The sequence below is a fragment of the Kineococcus sp. AC630 genome (genome assembly GCF_979255925.1).
Genome location: NZ_CEEDMJ010000017.1, coordinates 50,543 through 71,342 on the forward strand (window position 1 = coordinate 50,543; position 20,800 = coordinate 71,342).

Below are 20,800 nucleotides of genomic sequence, written 5' to 3' on the forward strand. Positions count from 1 at the left end.
GACCTCCCTGTGCGGGACGGGCCCGGCGGGAGTTCACTGCGGGCATGACGCAGCGCAGCGCAGCCCCGTCCCGTCGTTCCGTCCTCACCGCCTCCGCCGTCCTCGGCGGGCTCGCGGTGGTCCCCGTCACGGCCACGGCCGCCTCGGCCGCCCCCGACCACGGGTGGCCGACACCCTTCGTCGTCGGCCACCGCGGCGCCTCCGCCTACCGTCCCGAGCACACCACGGCGTCGTGGGAACTCGCGGCCCGGATGGGCGCGGACGTCGTCGAACCCGACCTGGTCCCGACGAAGGACGGTGTCCTGGTCTGTCGGCACGAACCCGAGATCTCCGGGACCACCGACGTCGCCGACCACCCGGAGTTCGCCGACCGGTCGGCGACGCGGACCATCGACGGGATCGTGTACACCGGATGGTTCACCACCGACTTCACGCTGGCCGAGCTCCGCACGTTGCGGGCGAAGGAACGCCTCCCGCAGATCCGTCAACACAACACGATCTACGACGGGTCGTGGCGGGTCCCGACGTTCCGCGAGGCCCTCCGGCTGCGGCAGCGCCTGTCCCGCGAGCTCGGCCGCACGATCGGGATCGTCCCGGAGATCAAGCACTCGACCTACTTCCGTTCCCTCGGGTTCGACGTCGAGGCGGAGGTGGTGGCGACGCTCAACTCCGCCGGCCTGAACTCCGCCGACGCGCCGGTCGTCGTGCAGTCCTTCGAGCTGACCAACCTGCAGCAGTTGCGCTCGACCTACGGCCTGCGGACGCCCACGGTGTTCCTCACCTCGGAGACGGGTGCCCCGGCCGACCTCGTCGCGGCCGGTGACCCCCGCCAGTACGCGGACCTGCTGATCCCCTCGGCCCTGCGCGAGCTCGCCACGTTCACGGACCAGATCGGCCCGTCGCTGGTGCAGGTGACGCGGGGACTCGTCGACGACGCCCACGCGGCGGACCTGGAGGTCGTGCCGTACACGTTGCGACCCGAGAACACCTTCCTGCCCGAGCAGTACCGCGACGGCGAGGACCCGACGGCCTGGGGTCACGTGCTCGACTACGCGCAGGCGTTGTTCGACACCGGGATCGACGGTCTGTTCACCGACGCCCCGGACATCGGGGTTCTCGCCCGCGACCGCTTCCTCGGACGCTGACCCCACGCCCTGCGGGGGAGGGTCCTCCTGCGGGAGTACCAGCGGTTCCACCCGCGGTCCGATGCGCCCCGCACAGCTCCGTCCCCGATGCTCGAGGTGTTCGGTTCGAGTGGTCGAGCGCCGGGGGAGGCGTGGGGGATGGGTATCGTGATGAGCATTCTCGTCGGGGTCGTGGTTCCGCTGGGAACGCTGGTTCTCGTCGTCATGGCCACTGCGGGTCGAGCCGCGCGTGAGGGGAGGGGCGACGGGCTGCTGCTCGTCGCCCCGCGCGGTGCCGAGTTCGGCGACGCGACGCGGATCGTCCTGCGCGCCGCCCGCGAGGAAGCGGGACCGCACGCGGAGGTCGTCCACCTGGACGCGCACCGGGCGCGTCGAGCGAACAGCTCGCACGAGGCCGCCTGAACCCCGCTGACAGGATGACCGGTGTGCGGATCGCCGTCGGTCAGGTCGTGTCCGGCCCCTTCGAGGCCGGGGACCAGCGGTGAACGACCTCGAGATCCGTCCCGTCGACCGGGCGGAGCACGACGTCGTGGCCTGGTTGTGGCAGTGCTTCCGTCACGACCTCGCCCTCACGGTCTCCGCCCTCCCCTACCCCGGCGGCCGATACCAGACGCAGGGTCTGCCGTCCGGTGCGGACGCGGACGTCGCGACGTACCTCGCCTGGCGACCGCACCCGAGGACCGGGGAGGCGGCACCGGTGGGTTTCGCGGTCGTCGCGGGGTTGACGGAGGAACGTCGTGCGGTGACGGCGTTCTGGGTCGCGCCGGTCGCCCGCCGGGACGGGGTGGGTCGCCGGCTGGCCCTCGACGTCCTCGGCCGGCACGCGGGACCCTGGGACGTCGTCTTCCAGCACGACAACGTCGCCGCCGGACGGTTCTGGCGGCTGGTCGCCGACGAGGTCTTCGGACCGGGTGGGTGGCGCGAGGAGGAGCGGGAGGTTCCCGACGTTCCGCAGGCGCCCCCGGACCACTGGATCACCACCTGACGTGCCGTCGCAGGCGGACGAGGGGGACCGGGTCGAGCCGGTCGATGACGTGGCAGCGGCGGGTCGTCGCCGCGTCCTGCGGGCCTCGGCCGTGGTTGGTGAGACTGCGGAACCCCAGCGCCGAGCCACGCAGGTGCTCGAGTCGACCGCTGATCACCTCAGTCGGTCCGTCGCTGGTACCGGGCCGTTCGAACTGGAGCAGGACGTCGGCCACCCTCTGGTTGGGAGGTCCGACCCAGCCGGTGGAACTCGACCAGGACGCCCGGATCTTCGAAGCGAGGGAGCCGACGGGTCGCTCGTTGCTGCCTCGCGCGCCGCGCGGTCGGGACTGCAGCGAGCAGCGGCGATCACCGCTGGTGAACCGTCCACGTCGTCTCCACCTCGACATGTCGTACCGCCGGCACCGTGGCCGGGCAAGAAGTTCAGCCGTGCGCATCGAGCCCTTGTCAGCAGCGGTTCTCCAGCCGGCTCAGGACCAGGGCCGTGGCGACGATCGTGCTGATCGCCACGGGCACAGGCTGACCCGGTGCAAGGCTCGCCAGCGGGTCTTGAGGTGGGCGATGCCGTGCTCGACGAAGGCGCGTTCGGCGTTGACGTAGGAGTTCCATCCTCGTGTGCTGCGGTCGAGAACCTGGCTACCTGTGGGACGGTGCACGGGAACGCGGATGCCGGCCCCGGCACCGGTGCACGCCCTGTCGGCCAGCGTCGGCACACCGCCACGAGCTGCGCGGTAGAGCGCCGGCAGGGCGTGGATGCGGGCCGAAGTCAGGTCATGAGTGCAGCGCGGCTCCACGGGCGAAACCCACAACGGCCGCCCATCAGCATCGGTGAGGACCTGGACCAGACCGCCGTGCTGACGGTGCCTTCCGGAGTACCAGCGGTCACGTCGACCAGTTCGGTCGTGGATGCGGTCGGTGGGGATGCCGGTGCCATCGAGCCTCACTGCGCGAAGACGTCGTGCAAGAACTCCTCAGTCACCGTGGACGTCTTGCGGACCGCACCCTCACGGCCGAGGGAACCGACCACGGAGGGGACGGGGGGCAAGAACAGCGGCGCGTCGGTGAACGACAGGTGCGACGCCTGGGGCACGGTCACGATCCGCCCGTCCCGGGATCGGGACAGGACGTCACGGACGTGGCCACGGTACTTGACGTCGTTCGCCGCGTCACCGGTTCCCCGACCGGCCACGACGATCAGGACCGGGACCTCTGGGCGGGGACTGGTGCGCGGGAGGCCGTCGAGGTCGATGGCGGCGTCCACGCGTGAATCGTCTGCGGCGGCACGCATCGCCGCCGCTCCCCCGAGGGAGTGCCCGGAGGCCACCACACGCGCCAAGTCCAGGTGGCCGGTCACCGGAGAGTCGTCCAGGCCCTCCTCGACCCGACCCAGCTGGTCGAGGGCGGAGGACATCTGCCGCGCACGGAGCCGCACCTGCCCGTCGGCAGCGGCGTTGTCGCGGGCGTCGTCCCCGGTCGCGTGGACCGTGGTGCCCGTGGCCCGACCCGACCGGTCCACCTGCACCGCCGAGTCGTACGGGTGGTCCAACGCCACGACGACGTATCCGTGACTGGCGACGTCGACGGCCCAGGCCGTGTTCTGCCGCCGCACGCTCACGTCACCCGGGGAGAACAAGACGACTGGGAAGCGCCCGGTGGCTGCCGCCGCGTCCGCGACGGCCGGCGACTTCCCGACCTGGGCCTCCCTCAGCAGGAACGACGGAGCGCCGAACGTCGAGGCGAGCGCGTTCGCCACGGTCGCGGCCTCGTGCTCGTCACGCCCCAGGTAGAGGCTGGGGGGACCGCCCGCCCGCGCGGCCGGGTACCACACCTGTGCGACGAGGAGATGATCAGCGCGGTCCGTCGGCGCCTCCCACGCGAGTTCGGTCGTCCCCACCGCGTGGGGTCCGCTGGGCTCAGGAATCTGCAGCGGTGGGAACGCCGACACCGTCCCGGCACCGCTCACCGCGGTGAGCGCGGTCAAGACCAGGGCCGGCACCAGTACCCGGCGACGGGAACTCGCCAAGGTGGTGCCCGCGGCGAGCAGAGCGGCGACCACCACCGGCAGCAACTGCCACCGCGGTCCGTCAGGCACCGACGCCACTACCGCAGCCACGCCCAGTACCGCGAGCAGGACGGACACTCCTCGTCGTCCCACGCGGTCAGGGGTCCCCCGCACCACCCGACGTCCCGCGATCAGGACACAACCCACGCAAGCACCCACCGCGATCCACAACGCCATCTCAGATGTCACAGGACGACGATGCCGACTCTCTGCTCCCGACGGGACCACCCAGGGGATCATCCGCACGTCATCCCGCGGGTCGATCTTGCGTGGCCAGGTCGTGGTTGCTGCAGCCGTGGGTCATGCGCTCGAGGTACCTCATCAACGCTGAAACGCGATGAGTCCTCGTCAGTAGCACCTGGCCACTACTGACAAAGGGCTTGTTTCCTCCCCGTTCGGGAAGACTCGTTCACGGATCGATGCGCCCCGAAAGATGTGGACCAGGCTCGTCGACATCTTCGTCGGCTCCGCGCTTGCGCCGGAACACACTGCCGACAGTTCCTGCGGCGCCAGTGGCAGCCACCTTGATCGCCGCTCCTGCAGACTTCGCTGCTGCCGCTGCCCTCGGCTGATCTGGGGCGCCGTCGTCGTCGAGGTCGCCGACACGGAAGACCTCCGTGGCGCGGTCGAAGGTCTGGTCGCCGAATCGCTTGGCTGCCATGGCTCCTCCGGCCGTCCCGACACGAACCCTGTCCAGTACCTCGCCCGCAGCCTGGCCCCAGCGCTTCGCCGTCGCGGACTCGGCGTCGGACTCGATTCCAAGCCGTTCACGGAGACTGTGGATCTCGGCGGCGATCCGGTTGCTCGCCTCGACGGCGGCAGGGGAGTCGAAGGGGTGGGTGAGCACCTTGGCGTTGGCCTTGCGTCCGGTCGCGTCCATCTGCGCCAGCAGCGTGGCGGTACTCCGCCCGATCCGCTCGAGGCGGTTCTGGCGTGCCTTCAGCAGGCCTGCGTGGTGACTGTCGAGTTCTTCGGGCGATGTGTCGAGCACGCGGTCGAGTTCGAGCACCGATACGCCCTCCTGGAGCTGAAACGTGTGCGCGAGGACCACGAGCCACTCCCGCACCTTCGGCTCGGCCTCCTGCGTCGCCTTCGCGAGCTTGCCGACATCGGCCTTCCTCCTGACCTTCTCGGCGATCGCGTCCAACTCGTGCAGCGCGTACGCCTGCGTTCGAGCGAGGGTCTGTGAGGTTGCCTGCACCTTCGACCACGTGATGTGTGAGACGCGGCCGACCTCGTCGCGGACGATCAGCGCGTCTTCGATCGTCAAGTCGACGCCGATCATGTCGGCGAGCACGGCATCCTTCTGTCCACGGAGGATGTCAGTGACCTTCTCGTCGATCAGTTCGAGGTAGTCGACGATCTCGTTCATCTGCTGCTGCATCGCGTACTGCGACATGACTGCCCCGACCCCAGCCAGGACTGCGGGGTTGGTGAGGATCGTTCCCGGTCTCGTGACGATCTGGAGGATGTGCTGGGTGCTTCCCTTGTCGTTCACGGCGATGGCCCGCGAGACGCCCTTGCCGGACCCCTTCATCAGCTGCGAGTGCTCGTAGGCCCGTGCCGACTCCTCGGTCAGCTTCACCCATCGTCCGGCGCTCGTGGCGACACTCTCGCCTGCTTCGGCGACTCCGCCGCCGATGTTCGCCGCGGCTCGAACTCGACGGAGGTCGAGGGGCTTCGACGGGAGCTCGTCGAGCCCTGATGACAGGAAGAACCGCTCGACATCGCTCGCCGTGCCGATGACTGCGAGGCCGCTGCCGTCGTTGATCAGTTCAAGCTCGCTGCTCATCGCTCTCCTACCGCCTACGCGGATGCTGTCACCCCGCGGGTGCCTCCAGAGGAACGCTACCCGCGGGCACCGACGTTCGCTGCAACAGCGAGACGCTCTCGAGGCTCGACGAGACACGCTTCACGGCTGCCGACCGACCGGACGCAGATCGCCCCCCTCGTCCGCGCGGAGGCGGTGGACGAGGGGGGCGACTGACTGGGTGTTCGCGGAGCGGGTGGGACTACTGGACGGCTGCGGTCGCCGCGTCCACGGTGGCCTGCGGCACAGAGGGCAGACCGCCGAAGATCCACCCGGTGCCCGGGAGGACGTAGTTGCCCTTCTTCGCGACCAGGTAGGCCTTCGTGCTGTCGCCCAGGGAGCCGTCGAAGCCGGTGAAGACGAGCGACACCCCGTAGGAACCCGCGACCGGGGCCGCAGCGAGCGCGTCGGCCGCGGTGGCGTCCGTCCCGCCGACGAGGGCCACGCTCTGCGGGTCGAAGTTGTCGTTCGCGATGACGTCGTCGGCGATCTTGGTGGCCGTCTCCTGGCGGTTGGCACCGCCGAGGCGCTGGGTCCCCGCGACCTGGGTGTAGACGGCGTCGGAGACCGACGTCGAACTCCCCAGCACGACGCGGTTCGTCGTCCCGAGTTCCTTCAGGGCGTCCGCGGTCGCGGCCGGGACGCTGTTCGGGTCGGTCAGCAGGATCGGGTAGTTCCGGGCCCAGGCGACCGGTCCGGCGGCGAGGGCGTCGGCGGTGGAGAGCCCGCTGGCGATGAACACCTGTTCCGGTGCGTCGCCGGAGTCGTCGGCCTCCGCGACCAGGGCGGAGGTCTCGTAGCGGTCCGCGCCGGCGAGGCGGTGCACGGTCTTGCCGGCCGCCTTCCAGGCGTCCTCCTGGGCCTGCGAGACCCGGTTGGTGCCGCCGACGATCCAGACGTCGGTGGCCCCGAGACGCGCGATCTCGGTCGCGGTGGAGGCCGGTACGGCGTTCGTGTCGGTGTAGAGGATCGGGGCGCTCTTCAGGCCCGCGAGGTAGGACGCGGTGAGGCCGTCGACGGTGGCGTACCCGTTGACGATGACGATGTCGCTCGCCGTGTCGTCGGTGGGGTAGAGGAGCTTCGAGGCGGCCACGGCCGTCGCGAAGCGGTCCGCGCCCGAGATGCGGTGGTCGAACTTGAAACCGGTCGCCGCCTGCGCGGGCAGGGCGACGGAGACGGTGGTGCCGAGGCCGACGAGGACGGCCACGCCGGCGGTGATGACGGATCTCTTCACGGTGTTCTTCTTTCCGGAGGTCGAGGGGGCAGGATCAGGTGGTCTTGAGGTCGCCGTTGAGACCGTCGGGGTAGAACCCGCCCTTGCTGACGCCGGTGCCCGGGGTCAGGTACACGATGTTGAGGACTTCCTGCGGCGAACGGCTGAACGCGATCGAGTCCGTGTTGGTCGGGACGAGGTTCGCGCGGCCGGACGCACCGGTGGTGATGCCCTGGTCCTTGTCCGCACCGGCCCCGTCGAGGGCGTCGCGGGCGTCGGAGATGGCGTTGGTGGGGGTGGAGAGGCCGTTCTCGTACAGCAGGGTGCGCACGATGCCCGCGTGGTACGCCTCGACGGCGAGGATGCCGGCGGCGGCCTCGAGGTAGCCCTTGTTCTGGATGAGCGGTGCTGCGCCCTTGTAGGCGGTGACCCCGACGTCCTCGAAGAGGAACGCCCCGAGCAGGAAGAACGCCTCGGAGGAGAACGGGTCGAACGTCTCGCCCTGCTTGATGACCCCGGCGGCGACGGCCGCACCGGTGAAGGAGTTCTGCAGGTCGATCGTCGGCCGTGCAACGGCGGCAGCCCCGAGGTTCGCACGCAGGAACTTCACGTGGGCGATCTCGTCGTTGGCGATCTCTTCGGCGTAGTACCGCATCGACTTGCTCTTGAACGGGACGCGGTGCCCGCCGGTGACGCGACCCATGGTGCCGGTACCGGTGGCCATGGCCTCGGACAAGCCGTGGCCGTAGGCGGCGAAGCAGTAGAACTCGGCCTCGAGGTACTCGAGGTTCAGGGCGAAGTTGAGAACTGTGCCGTCACTGATGGGGTCGCCCGGGGCGGCCTCCGCGGGGGCGGCGATGGAAGCACCGACAAGACCGGCGCCGACGGTGCCGGCCGAGAGCAGGCCCATGCCGCGCAGGAAGTTCCTGCGGTCGGCGGGGGTCTCGGAACTGCGGTTGATCATGTCGACGATGAGAGACTTCTTGAACATGGGCAGCCTTAGAGTCAGGGCGCCGTCCTTGGCACCAGTGCTCGACGCGGCAGGTGTCACGTCGTCGTCGTAGGACGTCAGACGTTCGGTGCCGGTCGCGCCCTGGATGGGTACGGCTCAACACGTTCTGAGGTCGCCTCAACACACCTTGCCCTGACCGCGCTCTTTTCGCTACTCCTTGTGATCAATTGCCTACATCGCGCCACGGGAGCTACCGGGTACCGATCCTGGCTGGAGGAGCGGGGCGAGGCGGTCCCAGCGGGCGATCTCGCACCCGTCGGTCCGCACGAAGCGGGCGTCGACGCTCACGCCGTCCCAGGTCCCCTGGACGGTCGCGACCTGCGGACCGCCGTAGATCATCGTGCAGGCCATGTCCTTGTCGACCGGCGCCCACGGGTCCTTCGCCGCGGTGATCGCCGCGCAGGCGTTCGCGGCGTCGGGGTGGTCGCCCGAGACGGTCCCGTCGACGTCGCAGGCCAGCTGCCAGGTCTGCCGGGTGCCGTTCCCGTCGTCGAGGGCGACGGTCAGCGACCGCTCGGCGGGGGTCGTCGTCGCCGACGGACCGGAGGGGCTCGAACTGCTCATCGTGGGACTCCCTGCCTGTTCCTGTCCGCAACCGCCGAGGACCGCGAGACCGGCCAGGGCGATCGCGGCGAGACCGCCCCGTGCTGCCGGGACGGCCCCGTGGGCCTTCGTTCGTGCGGTCACCCGGGTACGACGCGGCGTGGCCGGAGCCGGTTCCCGCCGGTGCGACACGCAGGCGGTGACAGGGCCGCACCACCACCGTACGCTGGGGCTTTTGACCACTTCCGGGAATTCTCAGAACCACCACGTCCATCATCCCGCGAACGGTGTCGAGATCACAACGTTGTTGTCCCGCAGCGATTCCGGCAGAATCAGTCGGCTCTCACGAACCGGGTCGAGCTCCAGGAGGAACCGTGTCCGACCACGACGGCGTCCTCGCCGCCGAGCAGTCCCACCTCGACCACGCCCGTGCGGAACTCGCCCGCATGCGTGAGCACACGCTGTCCCTCGTCCCCGACGGTGGGGACGCCATCGCCGACGAGGCCCTCGCCTGGGCCCTGCACCGCCGCGCGCTCAGCCTCGTCGACGACCCGTCGACGACGCTGTTCTTCGGTCGCACCGACCACGACGACGGCCAGCACCTGCACATCGGGCGCCGCCACGTCACCGACTCCCACGGCGACCCCGTCGTCATCGACTGGCGCGCCGACGTCTCGCGCGGTTTCTACCGGGCCACCCGCGACGACCGCGCGGGGGTGCGACTGCGCCGCCGGTTCGGGGTCGAGGAGGGCCGGCTGACGGCCTACGAGGACGAGCACCTCGTCGACCGGGACGAGCAGGACCACTCCAGCGCCATCCTGGCCCGCGAGATCGAGCGCCCGCGCTCCGGCCCCATGCGCGACATCGTCGCCACCATCCAGCCCGAGCAGGACGCCCTGGTGCGCGCCGACGCCCAGACCACGGTCTGCGTCCAGGGCGCTCCCGGCACCGGGAAGACCGCCGTCGGGCTGCACCGCGCGGCCTGGCTGCTGTACGCCCACCGCGAGCGCCTGACCCGGCAGGGCGTGCTGGTCATCGGGCCGAACCGGGCGTTCCTGTCGCACATCTCGGCCGTGCTGCCCGCGCTGGGCGAGGTCGAGGTCGAGCAGCGCACCGTCACCGAACTCCTGACCGTCGCGGGCGACGGGCGCAAGGAGGTGCGGTTGCGCGGCGAGGAACCCTCCTCGGTGGCCACGCTCAAGGGGGACGGGCGGATGGCCGAGGTGGTGCGCCGTGCGGTGTGGTCGGCGGTGGGCGACCCGGCGCAGGTCCTCGAGAGCGGGGCCGTCGTCGTCACCCGCGGGTCCCGGCGGTGGCGGGTCCCCGGCTACCTCGTCAAGGACCTCCTGCACGAGCTGACCCACCGCGGGATCCGCTACGAGGCCGCGCGCGCCCTGCTGCCGCAACGGCTCTCGCACGCCGTCCTGCAGTTGTTCGAAGCGGCGGGGGACTCCCCGGACGACGTGGTGCAGGACGCCGTCGCCCGCAGCGCCGAGGTGAGGAAGGCCGTGAAGCTGCTGATGCCGGCCCAGGACGCGGCGAAGGTGCTGTGGCGGTTGCTGTCCGACCGCGAGTTCCTCGTCGCGAACTCGCAGGACCTGCTGACCGGGGCCGAACGCGACCTGCTGCTGTGGCCGAGACCCCCGCGCACCGCGGGGACCGCGAAGTGGACGGCCGCCGACAGCGTGCTCCTCGACGAGATCGGTGACCAGCTGCAGCGCACCCGGTCCCGCGCCCACGTCGTCCTCGACGAGGCGCAGGACCTCTCGGCCATGCAGTTGCGCGCCGTCGGCCGGCGCTGCAGCACGGGTGCGGCGACGGTCCTCGGCGACATCGCCCAGGGGACGACGCCGTGGTCGGCGAGCAGCTGGGACGACGTGCTCGGCCACCTCGGGAAACCCGACGGCAGCCTCGAGGTCCTCGACCGGGGTTTCCGCGTCCCCTCGGCCGTCATCGACTACGCGGCGAGACTGCTGCCCCGCATCGCTCCCGACCTCTCCGTCCCGACGTCGGTGCGTGACGACCCGGGCCGCCTCGACGTCGTCGAGGTCGCCGACCCGGTGAGCCGGGTCGCGACGGCCACCTCGGAACTGCTGGCCGAGGAGGGTTCCGTCGGAGTGGTCGTGGCCGCGAACTCGCTCGAGGCCGTCGCCGCGGCGCTGACGACGGCGGGAGTCGAGTTCTCCCGGCTCGACGAGGTCGTCGAAGGCGATGTGCAGCAACGGGTCTCGCTGGTCCCGGCGAGCCTCGTGAAGGGTCTGGAGTTCGACCGGGTGCTCGTCGTGGAACCCGCCGACATCGTCGACGGAGAACCCGACGAACGCACCGGCCTGCGCCGCCTCTACGTGAGCCTCACCCGCGCGGTCACCGCGATGGTGGTGCTGCACTCCCGGGAACTCCCGCCGGAACTCGTCTGACCGGCGACCCCGGGTGGTCAGTGCTGGAAGAGGGCGCTGACGGACTCGCCTTCGTGGATGTGGCGGATCGCGGTCGCCAGCGCCGGGGCCACCGAGATGACGGACAGCCCGGGGCGCGGGCCGCCGCGCAGCGGCACGGTGTCGGTGCAGACGACCTCGTCGATGTCGGGGTGCTTGATGAGGCGGTCGAGGGCGTCACCGGCGAAGATCCCGTGGGTGCAGGCCACCCGGATGCTGCGGACCTTCAGCTCCTTCAGGCGGGCGACGAGCTCGAAGACGGTGCTGCCCTTGGCGATCTCGTCGTCGAGGACGATGACGTCCTTGCCGGTGACCTCGCCGATGACGTTGGCGATGACGACCCGGTCGTCGGGGAAGCGCTGCTTGGCGCCGGCGGCGACCCCGCAGCCGAGCATCCGCGCGAAGGCGGCCGCGGGTTTCGCGTAGCCGAGGTCCGGGGAGACCACGACGGTGTTGGAGAGGTCGTCGCCGTCGAAGTGCGTCGCGAGCTGGTGCAGCGCGTGCAGGTGGTCGACGGGGATCCGGAAGAACCCGTGGACCTGCGGGGAGTGCAGGGTCATCGCGAGCACGTGGTCGGCGCCGGCGGTCTCGAGCAGGTCCGCCACGAGGCGACCGCCGATCGAGATGCGGCCGGCGTCCTTCTTGTCCGAGCGCGCGTAGGCGTAGTGCGGCATGACGGCGGTGACGCGTCCGGCGGAGGCGTGCTTGGCGGCGTCGAGCATGAGCAGCAGCTCGACCAGCGCCTCCTGCACCGGGGGGACCAGCGGCTGGATGATGTAGACGTCGCGCTGGCGGCAGTTGGCCTCGAGCTGGACCTCGAGGCAGTCGTTGGAGAAGCGGCTCACCCGGGTGGGGGAGAGGGCGATGCCCATCTCCGCCGCCACCGACCGGGCCAGCTCGGGATGGGCCGAACCACTGAAGAGGGCGATGTCTCGCAGGCTGTCACGCACGAGGCGCCACGCTAGCCCCCGTCGTCCCCGGGGGACGTAGGGTCGGGACATGAGCGACTCGAACACCTTCGACGTCGACGGGGTGCGCACCACCACGGTGACGGACCTGGCCGACGACGCCGTGATCATCGACGTCCGTGAGGACGACGAGTGGGAGGCGGGCCACATCCCCTCCGCCGTGCACATCCCGATGGGTCAGGTGCCGCAGCGCCTGGGGGAGCTGCCCGACGGTGAGCTCCACATCGTCTGCCGCTCCGGCGGTCGCTCGCGCCGGACGACGGAGTGGTTGCAGCGCAACGGTTACGACGCCGTCAACGTCGACGGTGGGATGTCGGCGTGGGCCGAGGCCGGTCGCGGCATGGAGTCGAGCTCCGGTCAGGAGCCGTTCGTCCGCTGAGCCACCCGCTCGAGCAGGCCCCGCAGCAGGTCGTTGACCTCCGCGGGCCGCTCGAACGGCGGGGAGTGCCCGCAGTCCAGCACGTGCAGCTCGGCGTCGGGCAGCAGCCGCGTCGCCCGTTCGGCGTCCGCCACCGGGCGGGCGACGTCGTGCAGGCCGTGCACCACCAGCGCCGGGACGTCGAGGCCGCGCAGTGCCTGGCTGACGTCGAGGACCTGCTGGCTGCGCAGCGCCTGCACGGCGTGCTCGGGCTCGATGCGGGCGGGGTACCCGAGCAGCAGCGAGCGCAGCGGTTCGTCGGGCGGCTTCGCCACCGAACGGGCCAGGAAGCTCGCGAAGAACTCCGGGCCCCACCCGGTGAGGACCCGGTCGATGACCCCGCTGACGTCACCGTGCGTGCGCATGTGCGCGCCGGTGTCGCAGAGCGCGATCCCGCGCAGCCGCTCGCCGAGGACCTGCCCCGCGAGCGCCGCGACGACTCCGCCGGTGGAGTGGCCGAACAGCACGACGGGACCGGGGACGAGGGCGGCGACGCGCGACGCGACGGTGCGCAGGTCGTGCGGGGGTGGGTCCTCCAGCCAGCCCACGGTGCGGACGTCGACCCCCAGGTCCCGCGTGCACTCCGCGTAGGCCGCCGGGGGGCACAACGTCCCCGGGACGCAGACGAGGGTCACGCGGTCGAGCGGTGGCACGGGAGAGACCCTAGGACCGGAGGACCGGTCCCCCGCAAGGACCCTTTCCCGCGGAGGAGGGTCAGGAGACCTTCGCGGTGCGCTGGGCGTAGCCCGCGACGGTGTTCATCGGGGGGCGTTCCGCGATGTCGAGGACGTGGGTGACGGGGGCGTAGTGGCCGTAGCCGTCGCGGGCGAACTGGGTGATCGAAGGTACGTCGGAGCGCTCCCCGGAGGCGCGCTGGTGCACGACGTGGGTGATCTGGGTGGCCATCCGGCCCAGGGCCGCGGTGTCCTGGTGGCTGTGCTGGCGGCGGCCGAGGTCGACCTGGGCGATCGCCGGGAGGCCGCGCAGTTCCAGGGTGTCGATGAGCATGGCGATCTCGACGCCGTAGCCGCCGCAGAAGGGGATCGCCTCGAGCAGGCGGCGGCGGCCGGCGTACTCCCCGGCCAGGGGCTGGACCATCCCCGCCAGGTCCGGGTAGAAGCGGCTGATCAGCGGTCGGGCGACGAGTTCGGTGACCCGGCCGCCCGAGGTGGACCCGGCGCCCTCGAGCGGGCGGTCGTAGCAGCCCTTGACCAGCTCGACCGTGGGATCGGTGAGCAACGGGCCGAGCAGGCCGGTGACGAGCTGCGGCTGGGGGTCCACGAGGTCGGCGTCGACGAAGACGACGACGTCGCCGGTGGTGACCGCGAGGGACTTCCACAGGACCTCGCCCTTGCCGGGGCGGGACCCGACCTCGGGCAGGACCTCGTCGCGGTGGTGGACGGTCGCGCCGGCCTCGGTGGCGACCCGCGCGGTGTCGTCGGTGGAGCCGGAGTCCATGACGACGATCTCGTCGACGAGACCCGTGTCGTGGGCCAGCCGGTGGACCATCCGGACGACCCGCCCGACGGTGGCCTCCTCGTCGAGGGCGGGCAGCACCACGCTGACCCGGGTCCCGGCCTTCTGGGCGCGGAGGCGGTCGATGGGCCAGTCCCGCGCGCGGGACGTCGACCTGTCGAACCAGGTCTGCACGGGCAGCTTCACGACGACCTCCAGTGGGCAGCAACGGATCTCACCGTCGCACGAGGTCGTCCGGGAAGGACACCCGCCGACGGGGAAGTTCACCTGGGCGTCACACGGGGCCCCCGCAGACCCGGTGACGTTTCGGCCACGTTGCGGCGGGGAGTCCGGCAGGTCTCCGGGTGTCCCGCTCTGCGGGACGACGGGGTGCGGTGCCGGACGCCTGCGGCCGCGGAGTCCCAGGTTTGACTTCCCCGGACCCCGGGTACCCGTGGCTCGGTCAGACAGGGACGCGACGAGAGGGAACCATGCCGACGGGAGCACGACCCGTGCCGGCCACGCACTGGGCGACCTTCGCCCACGACGCGGCGTCGGTGCCACGGGCACGACACGTCGTCCGGGGTGTCCTCGACGGGGCGGGTCTCGACGAGATGGCCACGGCCGAGATCGAGATCGTCCTCTCCGAGATCGTGGGCAACGCCATCCGGCACGCCCGGCCCCTCGGCGACGGCGCCATCCACGTGCAGTGCGAGATCACCGTCGAGGTGCAGCCGCACGTCGAGATCGCCGTGACCGACGGGGGCTCGCCCGGTCGGATGGTCCTCCAGCGCGTCGCGGAGGAGTCCGACACCAGCGGCCGGGGGTTGTTCATCGTCGACGGCCTCGCCGACGAGTGGGGTGTCGTGGAGAACGTCGAGAACCTCAGCCGCACGGTCTGGGCCTCCTTCGGCGGCCCGACGAGGCATCACCCGCACTGACCCGTTCGGTCACTCCCTGCCGCTGATCGACCACTCAGCGCGGATGGTTCGGCTACGGTTTCGGTCACGATCAGGCACCGGCCGGATCGATGACCCGGACCGGAGGCGACTGCGTGGACTCGTCGGCGGTCATCCCTGCCCTCGAGCGACTGCACCGCACCGCCACCGAACTCGCCGCCGCGCTCGACGTCCGCGAAGCCGTCACCGCCGTGCTGCGCACCGGGCGCGACGTCCTCGCCACCAGCACCTGCGGCGTCTCCCTGCTCGACGAGACGGGCACCGTCCTGGTCCCGCAACTACCCGCCGAGGGCGACCTCACCGGTCTCGGCCTCGGACGGCCCGTCCCGTTGGCCTCCGCCACGCCCAGCGCCGAAGCGGCCCGCACGTCGCGTCCGGTGCTGCTGCACGACCGTGGCGAGCTGGCGGCCCGCTTCGGAGGCGGACCCGGCGGGCTCAACGACAGCGTCCTGGCCCAGGGCGAGCACTCCTGGGCGATGTACCCGCTGCTGGCCCGCGGCCGGCTCGTCGGCGTCCTCCGGTTCGGCTTCACCCGTGAGGGGTCCCTCGACGGGGAGCAGCAGGTCTTCGCGGCCACCCTCGCCGGGCAGTGCGCCCTCGCCGTCGAACGGGCCAGCCTGCTGCGCGAGACCCGGATCTCCGAACGTCGCTACCGGACCCTCGCCGAGGCGGGGGCGCTCGACGTGTTCACCGCACGACCGGGTCACGGCGTCACCGGGACCATGCCCGGGTGGACCGCGCTCACCGGCCGCGCCGACGTCAGCGGCCGGGCCTGGCAGGACGACGTCCACCCCGACGACCTGCCCACCGTCCTGCGGACCTTCGACGACGCCGTCGCCGCGCGCTCCGGGGCCCGCTTCCGGTTCCGGATCGCGACACCCGACGGCTGGCGGACCCTCGCCGCCGTCGCCGTCCCCGTGCTCAGCGACCCCACCGACCCCGACTCCGAGGTCCTGGAGTGGGTCGGGTCCCTCGACGACGTCACCGACCGGGCCCGCGCCACCCGGCGCACCCGCACGCTGCAGGCGCTGACCGCCGCGCTGGCGAGCGCCACGACCTACCCGGACCTGCTCGACGCCGTCCTGCGCGTCTGCCTCGACGGCCCGGGCGCCGTCCGCGCCACCGTCGTCCTCGCCGACGGCGAGGGGTCCGCCCTGAGCCTGCACCGCATGCTCGCCGACCGTGAGCGCCGCACCGGGCAGGTGCCCGAGGTGACCCTCGAGCAGCTCACCGCCTTCGCGGGGGCCAGCGGGCGCTACCTCGTCGGGGCGCGCGGGATCGCGGGCCTCTCCGACGCGGTCCGCGGGAACTTCGAGGCCGCCCACGCCGCCGGCGAGACCGCGTGGGCGGTGCTGCCGCTGGCCACCCGTCGTCGTCGCCTCGGGACGCTGACCCTCGGTTTCACCGAACCGGGGGTCGACGACGAGGAGGAGCGGGAGTTCCTGCTCGCCTTCGCGGGGCAGGTCTCCAGCGCCCTGGAACGGATGCAGCTGCTGGAGGCCGAACGCGACCAGGCCACCGTGCTGCAGGAGGCGTTGCGGCCCGGCCCGTTGCCGGACGTGGACTGGCTCGCGACGCACCGCTCGGCGACGACGAGCGCGGGGGTCGAGGTCGGCGGCGACTGGGCGGAGATCATCCCGTTGAGCGGTGACCGGGTCGCCGTCGTGCTCGGTGACGTCATGGGCCGGGGGGTGCGCGCGGCGACGGTGATGGGTGAGGTCCGCACCCAGGTCCGCACCCTGGCCCTCATCGACCCGCACCCCACGGCGGTGCTGCGCGGCCTCGACGCCTGCGCGGCTGCGGGCGGCGGCGAGGACCTCGTGACGATCTTCTACGGCGTGCTGCACCGCGACGGCCGGTTGTCGGCGGCCAGCGCCGGGCACCTGCCCCCGTTGACGTGCAGCGAGGGCCCGCACTACCTCGACGTCCCCCCGGGGGTGCCGATCGGGGTGGAGGGCGACCCGCGCAGCGACGTCCTCGACGTGCGGCTGGCGCCGGGCAGTGCGCTGGTCGTGTTCTCCGACGGGCTGGTCGAGACCCGCACGCGGTCGCTGACCGAGGGGCTGGCGGAGGTGCTGGGGCACTTCCACGACCAGGCGTACGGGACGCCGGCCGAGATCGTCGAGGCGTTGGTCGCGCAGATGGTCGAGACCGGCGACACCGGCGACACCGGTGGGGCCGCGGACGACGACGTCACGGTGCTCGGCCTGCGGCTGCGCTAGTTTCGCCGGGTGCCACCCCTGAGCCCGTCCCCGACCGTCGCGGTCGTGATCCCGGCCAAGGACGAGCAGGACCGGATCGCCGCCACCGTGCGCGCCGTCCGTTCGCTGCCCGACGTCGACCTCGTCGTGGTCGTGGACGACGGCTCGCGCGACTCCACGTCGAAGGCCGCGCGCGACGCGGGGGCACTCGTCGTCGCCCACGCCCGCAACCGCGGCAAGGCCGCGGCGATGCAGACCGGCGCCCGCGCCGTCGCGGAGTTCGAGGCGGCCCGCCCGCGCGAGGGACTGCGCGCCCGTCCGCTCCTCTTCGTCGACGCCGACCTCGCCGACAGCGCCGTGCAGACCTGGCCGTTGGCGCTGCCCGTGCTGGCCGGGGCCGCGGACATGACGATCGCGGTGCTGCCCCGCCAGGCCACCGCCGGTGGCGGGCACGGGTTCGTCGTCGGCCTGTCCCGCAAGGGGACCGTGGCCGCCGCGGGCTGGTCGCCGGAGCAGCCGCTGTCGGGGATGCGCTGCCTGACCCGGGCCGCGTTCGAGGCGGCGTTGCCGCTGGCCCCGGGCTGGGGCGTCGAGACCGCGCTGACGATCGACCTGCTGCGCGCGGGGTTCCGGGTGCGCGAGGTGCCCTGCGACCTGCACCACCGGGTCACCGGCTCCGACTGGCGCTCGCAGCTGCACCGCGCGGCGCAGTACCGCGACGTCGCCCGCGCCCTCGGACGGCGCCGCCTCGCCGACGTGCTCCGTCGCGTCACCGGTGTCTGAGCGACCGCTGACCCCGGTGCGGCTGGCCGGCGGGTGTCTGGTCCTGTCCCTGCTCTGCTGGGCCGTCGTCGCGCTCGCCGGACCCTCCGCCGCCGTCCCCCCGCTCGGGGGCGGCGCCGGGTCCTTCGACCTGGGCCTGCGGCCGTCGTCGGGGCTGGTGACGGCGTTGCTGGCCGTGTCCGTGCTGTCCGGTGGTGGTGCGCTGCTCGCCGGCTGGCGGGCCGTGGCCCGGGGGTGGCACCCGCGCCGGTTCGTGCTCGTCGCGCTCCTGGGCGCGGTGCTGTTCACGCTGCTGCCCCCCGTCGGTTCCGCCGACCACCTCAGCTACGCCGCCTACGGACGGATCGCGGCGCTCGGCGGCGACCCCTACAGCCAGCCGCCGGACACCTTCGCCGGCGGTCACGACCCGGTGACCTCGGCGGTGCGCGACCCGTGGCGCTCCACCACCTCCGTCTACGGCCCCGTCGGTGCGCTGCTCATGGCGCTGGCCTCCCTCGGGGGCGGGGACTCCGTGCGCACGACGGTCTCGTGCTGGCAGGTCCTGCTGCTGCTCGCGTGGCTCGCGAGCGCCCTGGCGCTGCGGGTCGCGGTGCGCGACCCGCAGCGGCGGGCCCGGGCCCAGCTGCTGTGGACCGCGAACCCGCTGCTGCTGACCGTCGGGCTCAGCGGCGCCCACGCCGACGTCCTCGCCGGGACCGCGGCGCTCGCGACCCTGCTCGCGGCGCGTCGCCACCCGTTCTGGGCGGGGGTGGCGCTCGCGGTGGCCGTCGGGACGAAGCTGCCCTACGGCGCGGTGGCTCTCGGGGTGCTGCTCGCCGCGCGGGCGGGCGGGTACCTGACCCGCGGGTGGCTGCTGCGGGGTGCGGCGGGGGCGTTGCTGCTGCTGGTCCCCGCGCACGTCTGGGCGGGGCCGCACGCCTACGACCAGACCCGCACCGCGAGCCGCTACGTCTCGCTGGCCACGGTCTGGCGCCCGCTGGTCGAGGCGGGGATGCCGCGCGGGTGGCTGCTGCCGGGGATGGTGCTGGTGATGGCGGCGGTGGCGTTCGCCTGGTGGCGCCTGCTGGTGCGCGGTGACGCCCTGACGCGGGCGGCGGGGGTGGGCACGGTCCTCGCCGCCGGGTACCTGCTGGGGACGGCCTACGAGCTGCCCTGGTACGACCTGCTGCTGTGGGGGCCGCTGGCCCTGGCCGTCGCGGCTCCGTCCTCGGCGGGGGTGCGGACCGGGGTCCTGACGGGTGTGCTGACGGGGAGGTTGACGCTGCTCGCGCTGGCCTACGTGCCGGGGCTGGTGGACGGGATGAGCCCGTCCGTCGAGGCGCTCACCCTGGGCTACCGCAAGGAGGTGGGTCCGTGGGTCTCGTGGAGCGCGCTGGTCGTCGTCCTCGTCGTGGGACTCCTCCTGCGCCGGAGGATCGGGCGAGGCGACACTGTGGGACATTGGGTCGAAGGCTCACCGTGACTCCTCCGGGGTCCTCGACGGTTCATCCGGTCGGGTGGTGTTTTGACAGCGGGGTTCAGAACGGTCGGTCACACCCCGAACGTTTCAGGACGAAGTGAGCCGCTCCCGTGCGACACCGGCACCACAGCGAGCCAGGACCAGTGGACCAGCGGCGTGGAGAGGTAGAACACCAGGATGGAGCAGAACAACGTGGCGGTCGTCGACGGCAACCGGGTCCAGGTCCCCAACGACTGGTGGGGCGACGTCCTGCGGACCGTCGCGGACGGCGACCGCCGGATGATCGTCGAGGACGCGGCGGGCAACCGCTTCGTCGTCGTCTCCGAGGCCCGCTACCGCGCCCTCGAGGAGGCCGGGCGTGGAACCGCCCCCGCCCGCCCCGGGGTCAGCCTCACCGCCCGTGAGCAGGAGATCCTGCAGATGATCGCCGACGGGTGCCCCGGCTCCGTCGTGGCCGAGCGCCTCGGCCTCGCCCCCAACACCGTCGCCCAGCACCTCGCCTCGGTGCGTCGCAAGTACGGCGTGCGCTCCTCCGCCGCCGCCGCCGCGGTCGCCCGCCAGGACGGTCTCATCTCCTGACGCCCCGGGTCAGGGGCTGGGCATCGTGAAGCCCACGACCTGCTCCGTCCCCCCGTCCTCACCGGTCAGGGCGTGGCCCACGGTCGAGACCCACAGCACGCTGCCGTCCTCGTGCAGGACCCGGAACCGCATGCTCAGCGAGGCCTGCTTCTCGCAGGCCTGACGCGTCGCGTCGACCACCAGCCCCAGGTCCGCGGGGTGCACGTTGCGCATCGACTCCGCCCAGGGCAAACGGTGCTGCCGCGCGGCGAACCCCAGCAACCCGCTCACCCGCTCGTCGAGGTCGACGACCGGGGGATCGACGTGCATCGCGAACGCCCCCGACGGGGTCTGCGGCAGCCCCCGCGTCGCCGCCCACGCCGCCATCGCCAGCGGGTCCACCGTCGCCAGCGCCAGGTCGACCCGGGCCCGCAGCTCGGGGGGGAGCTCCGCCAGGACCGCCTCGCCCACGCTGCTCGTCGCGAGCAGGCGGACGAGCAGGTGGAAGGGGACGACGTCCCCCTGCACCAGCAGGCCGGCGGTCCGGCCGTGGTCGTCGTCGAGGGCCAGGGAGTCCACCAGCTCGGTGGTGCGCGGATCGGGGCCCGGGGGGAGGTCGTCACCCCAGAGCGCCTCCAGGTCCGCGCGCACCTGCTCCGCGCGTCGCCGGACGTGGTGCTCCCGGGACAGGCTCTCGTCGATCGTGCTCACCCCTCACGTCGTGCTGCTCGGGGCAAGGATGCTGCACGGACCCTGTGAGCACCAGGAGCGATCACCAGCGCGTCGTCGCGACGC

General features: G+C 72.3%; 20 protein-coding genes and 1 pseudogene. 10 read left to right on the plus strand and 11 right to left on the minus strand.

Features of this window, described 5'->3' with window-relative positions:
• Nucleotides 1-44: 44 nt before the first annotated feature.
• The 3 genes from AC0I8G_RS17970 to AC0I8G_RS17980 all read left to right on the plus strand — a co-directional run bounded on the left by AC0I8G_RS17970 (nt 45) and on the right by AC0I8G_RS17980 (nt 2,130).
• Complete coding sequence (locus AC0I8G_RS17970) at nt 45-1,145, plus strand: glycerophosphodiester phosphodiesterase family protein (protein WP_471731158.1); 1,101 nt, start codon at nt 45-47, stop codon at nt 1,143-1,145.
• A 150-nt stretch (nt 1,146-1,295) separates the two neighbouring features.
• Nucleotides 1,296-1,547 (plus strand): hypothetical protein, encoded by a 252-nt coding sequence (locus tag AC0I8G_RS17975; RefSeq protein ID WP_471731159.1) that lies wholly within the window; start codon nt 1,296-1,298, stop codon nt 1,545-1,547.
• Between the two features lie 79 nt (nt 1,548-1,626).
• Complete coding sequence (locus AC0I8G_RS17980; RefSeq protein ID WP_471731160.1) at nt 1,627-2,130, plus strand: GNAT family N-acetyltransferase; 504 nt, start codon at nt 1,627-1,629, stop codon at nt 2,128-2,130.
• Here the strand turns inward: AC0I8G_RS17980 and AC0I8G_RS17985 are convergent.
• The 7 genes and pseudogenes from AC0I8G_RS17985 to AC0I8G_RS18015 all read right to left on the minus strand — a co-directional run.
• Nucleotides 2,120-2,396 (minus strand): annotated as a pseudogene (locus AC0I8G_RS17985) (hypothetical protein); the annotation flags it as partial. The gene AC0I8G_RS17980 and the pseudogene AC0I8G_RS17985 sit on opposite strands and share 11 nt — an antisense overlap.
• A gap of 203 nt (nt 2,397-2,599) precedes the next feature.
• Nucleotides 2,600-3,073: a transposase family protein gene (locus AC0I8G_RS17990; RefSeq protein WP_471731161.1), complete on the minus strand. Its 474-nt coding sequence runs from the start codon at nt 3,071-3,073 to the stop codon at nt 2,600-2,602.
• A complete protein-coding gene (locus tag AC0I8G_RS17995) occupies nt 3,070-4,221 on the minus strand; it encodes an alpha/beta hydrolase family protein (RefSeq protein ID WP_471731162.1) in 1,152 nt (383 codons plus the stop codon). Before AC0I8G_RS17995 ends, AC0I8G_RS17990 begins: the two co-directional genes overlap by 4 nt.
• Before the next feature lie 379 nt (nt 4,222-4,600).
• The gene (locus tag AC0I8G_RS18000; protein ID WP_471731163.1) at nt 4,601-5,983 is read right to left on the minus strand and encodes a hypothetical protein; all 1,383 of its coding nucleotides are present in this window, start codon (nt 5,981-5,983) and stop codon (nt 4,601-4,603) included.
• A gap of 220 nt (nt 5,984-6,203) precedes the next feature.
• Nucleotides 6,204-7,235: a cell wall-binding repeat-containing protein gene (locus tag AC0I8G_RS18005; protein WP_471731164.1), complete on the minus strand. Its 1,032-nt coding sequence runs from the start codon at nt 7,233-7,235 to the stop codon at nt 6,204-6,206.
• A gap of 34 nt (nt 7,236-7,269) precedes the next feature.
• A complete protein-coding gene (locus AC0I8G_RS18010) occupies nt 7,270-8,205 on the minus strand; it encodes a ferritin-like domain-containing protein (protein WP_471731165.1) in 936 nt (311 codons plus the stop codon).
• Between the two features lie 192 nt (nt 8,206-8,397).
• Entirely contained in the window at nt 8,398-8,913 is a 516-nt protein-coding gene (locus tag AC0I8G_RS18015; RefSeq protein ID WP_471731166.1) for an SSI family serine proteinase inhibitor, read from the minus strand.
• Between the two features lie 230 nt (nt 8,914-9,143).
• Here AC0I8G_RS18015 and AC0I8G_RS18020 point away from each other — a divergent pair, with 230 nt between their 5' ends.
• Nucleotides 9,144-11,186 (plus strand): HelD family protein, encoded by a 2,043-nt coding sequence (locus AC0I8G_RS18020; protein WP_471731167.1) that lies wholly within the window; start codon nt 9,144-9,146, stop codon nt 11,184-11,186.
• Between the two features lie 17 nt (nt 11,187-11,203).
• Here AC0I8G_RS18020 and AC0I8G_RS18025 read toward each other — a convergent pair whose 3' ends face one another.
• Nucleotides 11,204-12,142, minus strand: coding sequence for a ribose-phosphate diphosphokinase (locus AC0I8G_RS18025; protein ID WP_471731235.1), 939 nt, complete (start codon nt 12,140-12,142; stop codon nt 11,204-11,206).
• Nucleotides 12,143-12,203: 61 nt separating this feature from the next.
• Between AC0I8G_RS18025 and AC0I8G_RS18030 the strand changes: the two genes are divergently transcribed.
• Entirely contained in the window at nt 12,204-12,551 is a 348-nt protein-coding gene (locus AC0I8G_RS18030; RefSeq protein ID WP_471731168.1) for a rhodanese-like domain-containing protein, read from the plus strand.
• Here AC0I8G_RS18030 and AC0I8G_RS18035 read toward each other — a convergent pair.
• Complete coding sequence (locus AC0I8G_RS18035) at nt 12,530-13,243, minus strand: alpha/beta fold hydrolase (protein ID WP_471731169.1); 714 nt, start codon at nt 13,241-13,243, stop codon at nt 12,530-12,532. The two genes, AC0I8G_RS18030 and AC0I8G_RS18035, sit on opposite strands and share 22 nt — an antisense overlap.
• Before the next feature lie 61 nt (nt 13,244-13,304).
• Complete coding sequence (locus AC0I8G_RS18040; protein ID WP_380257309.1) at nt 13,305-14,252, minus strand: glucosyl-3-phosphoglycerate synthase; 948 nt, start codon at nt 14,250-14,252, stop codon at nt 13,305-13,307.
• Between the two features lie 305 nt (nt 14,253-14,557).
• Here AC0I8G_RS18040 and AC0I8G_RS18045 point away from each other — a divergent pair, with 305 nt between their 5' ends.
• From AC0I8G_RS18045 to AC0I8G_RS18065, 5 genes are all read left to right on the plus strand, one after another.
• The gene (locus AC0I8G_RS18045) at nt 14,558-14,986 is read left to right on the plus strand and encodes an ATP-binding protein (protein ID WP_471731170.1); all 429 of its coding nucleotides are present in this window, start codon (nt 14,558-14,560) and stop codon (nt 14,984-14,986) included.
• A 113-nt stretch (nt 14,987-15,099) separates the two neighbouring features.
• Entirely contained in the window at nt 15,100-17,226 is a 2,127-nt protein-coding gene (locus AC0I8G_RS18050; RefSeq protein ID WP_471731171.1) for a SpoIIE family protein phosphatase, read from the plus strand.
• Between the two features lie 9 nt (nt 17,227-17,235).
• Nucleotides 17,236-17,988, plus strand: coding sequence for a glycosyltransferase family 2 protein (locus tag AC0I8G_RS18055; protein WP_380257315.1), 753 nt, complete (start codon nt 17,236-17,238; stop codon nt 17,986-17,988).
• Nucleotides 17,981-19,450 carry an MptA/MptB family glycosyltransferase gene (locus tag AC0I8G_RS18060; protein WP_471731172.1) on the plus strand — a complete coding sequence of 490 codons (1,470 nt, stop codon included), beginning with the start codon at nt 17,981-17,983 and terminating at the stop codon, nt 19,448-19,450. The genes AC0I8G_RS18055 and AC0I8G_RS18060 overlap by 8 nt, the downstream gene beginning before the upstream one ends.
• Before the next feature lie 174 nt (nt 19,451-19,624).
• Nucleotides 19,625-20,026, plus strand: coding sequence for a helix-turn-helix transcriptional regulator (locus AC0I8G_RS18065; RefSeq protein ID WP_328294014.1), 402 nt, complete (start codon nt 19,625-19,627; stop codon nt 20,024-20,026).
• 9 nt (nt 20,027-20,035) lie between these two features.
• Here AC0I8G_RS18065 and AC0I8G_RS18070 read toward each other — a convergent pair whose 3' ends face one another.
• A complete protein-coding gene (locus tag AC0I8G_RS18070) occupies nt 20,036-20,716 on the minus strand; it encodes a PAS domain-containing protein (protein ID WP_471731173.1) in 681 nt (226 codons plus the stop codon).
• Nucleotides 20,717-20,800: the final 84 nt, after the last annotated feature.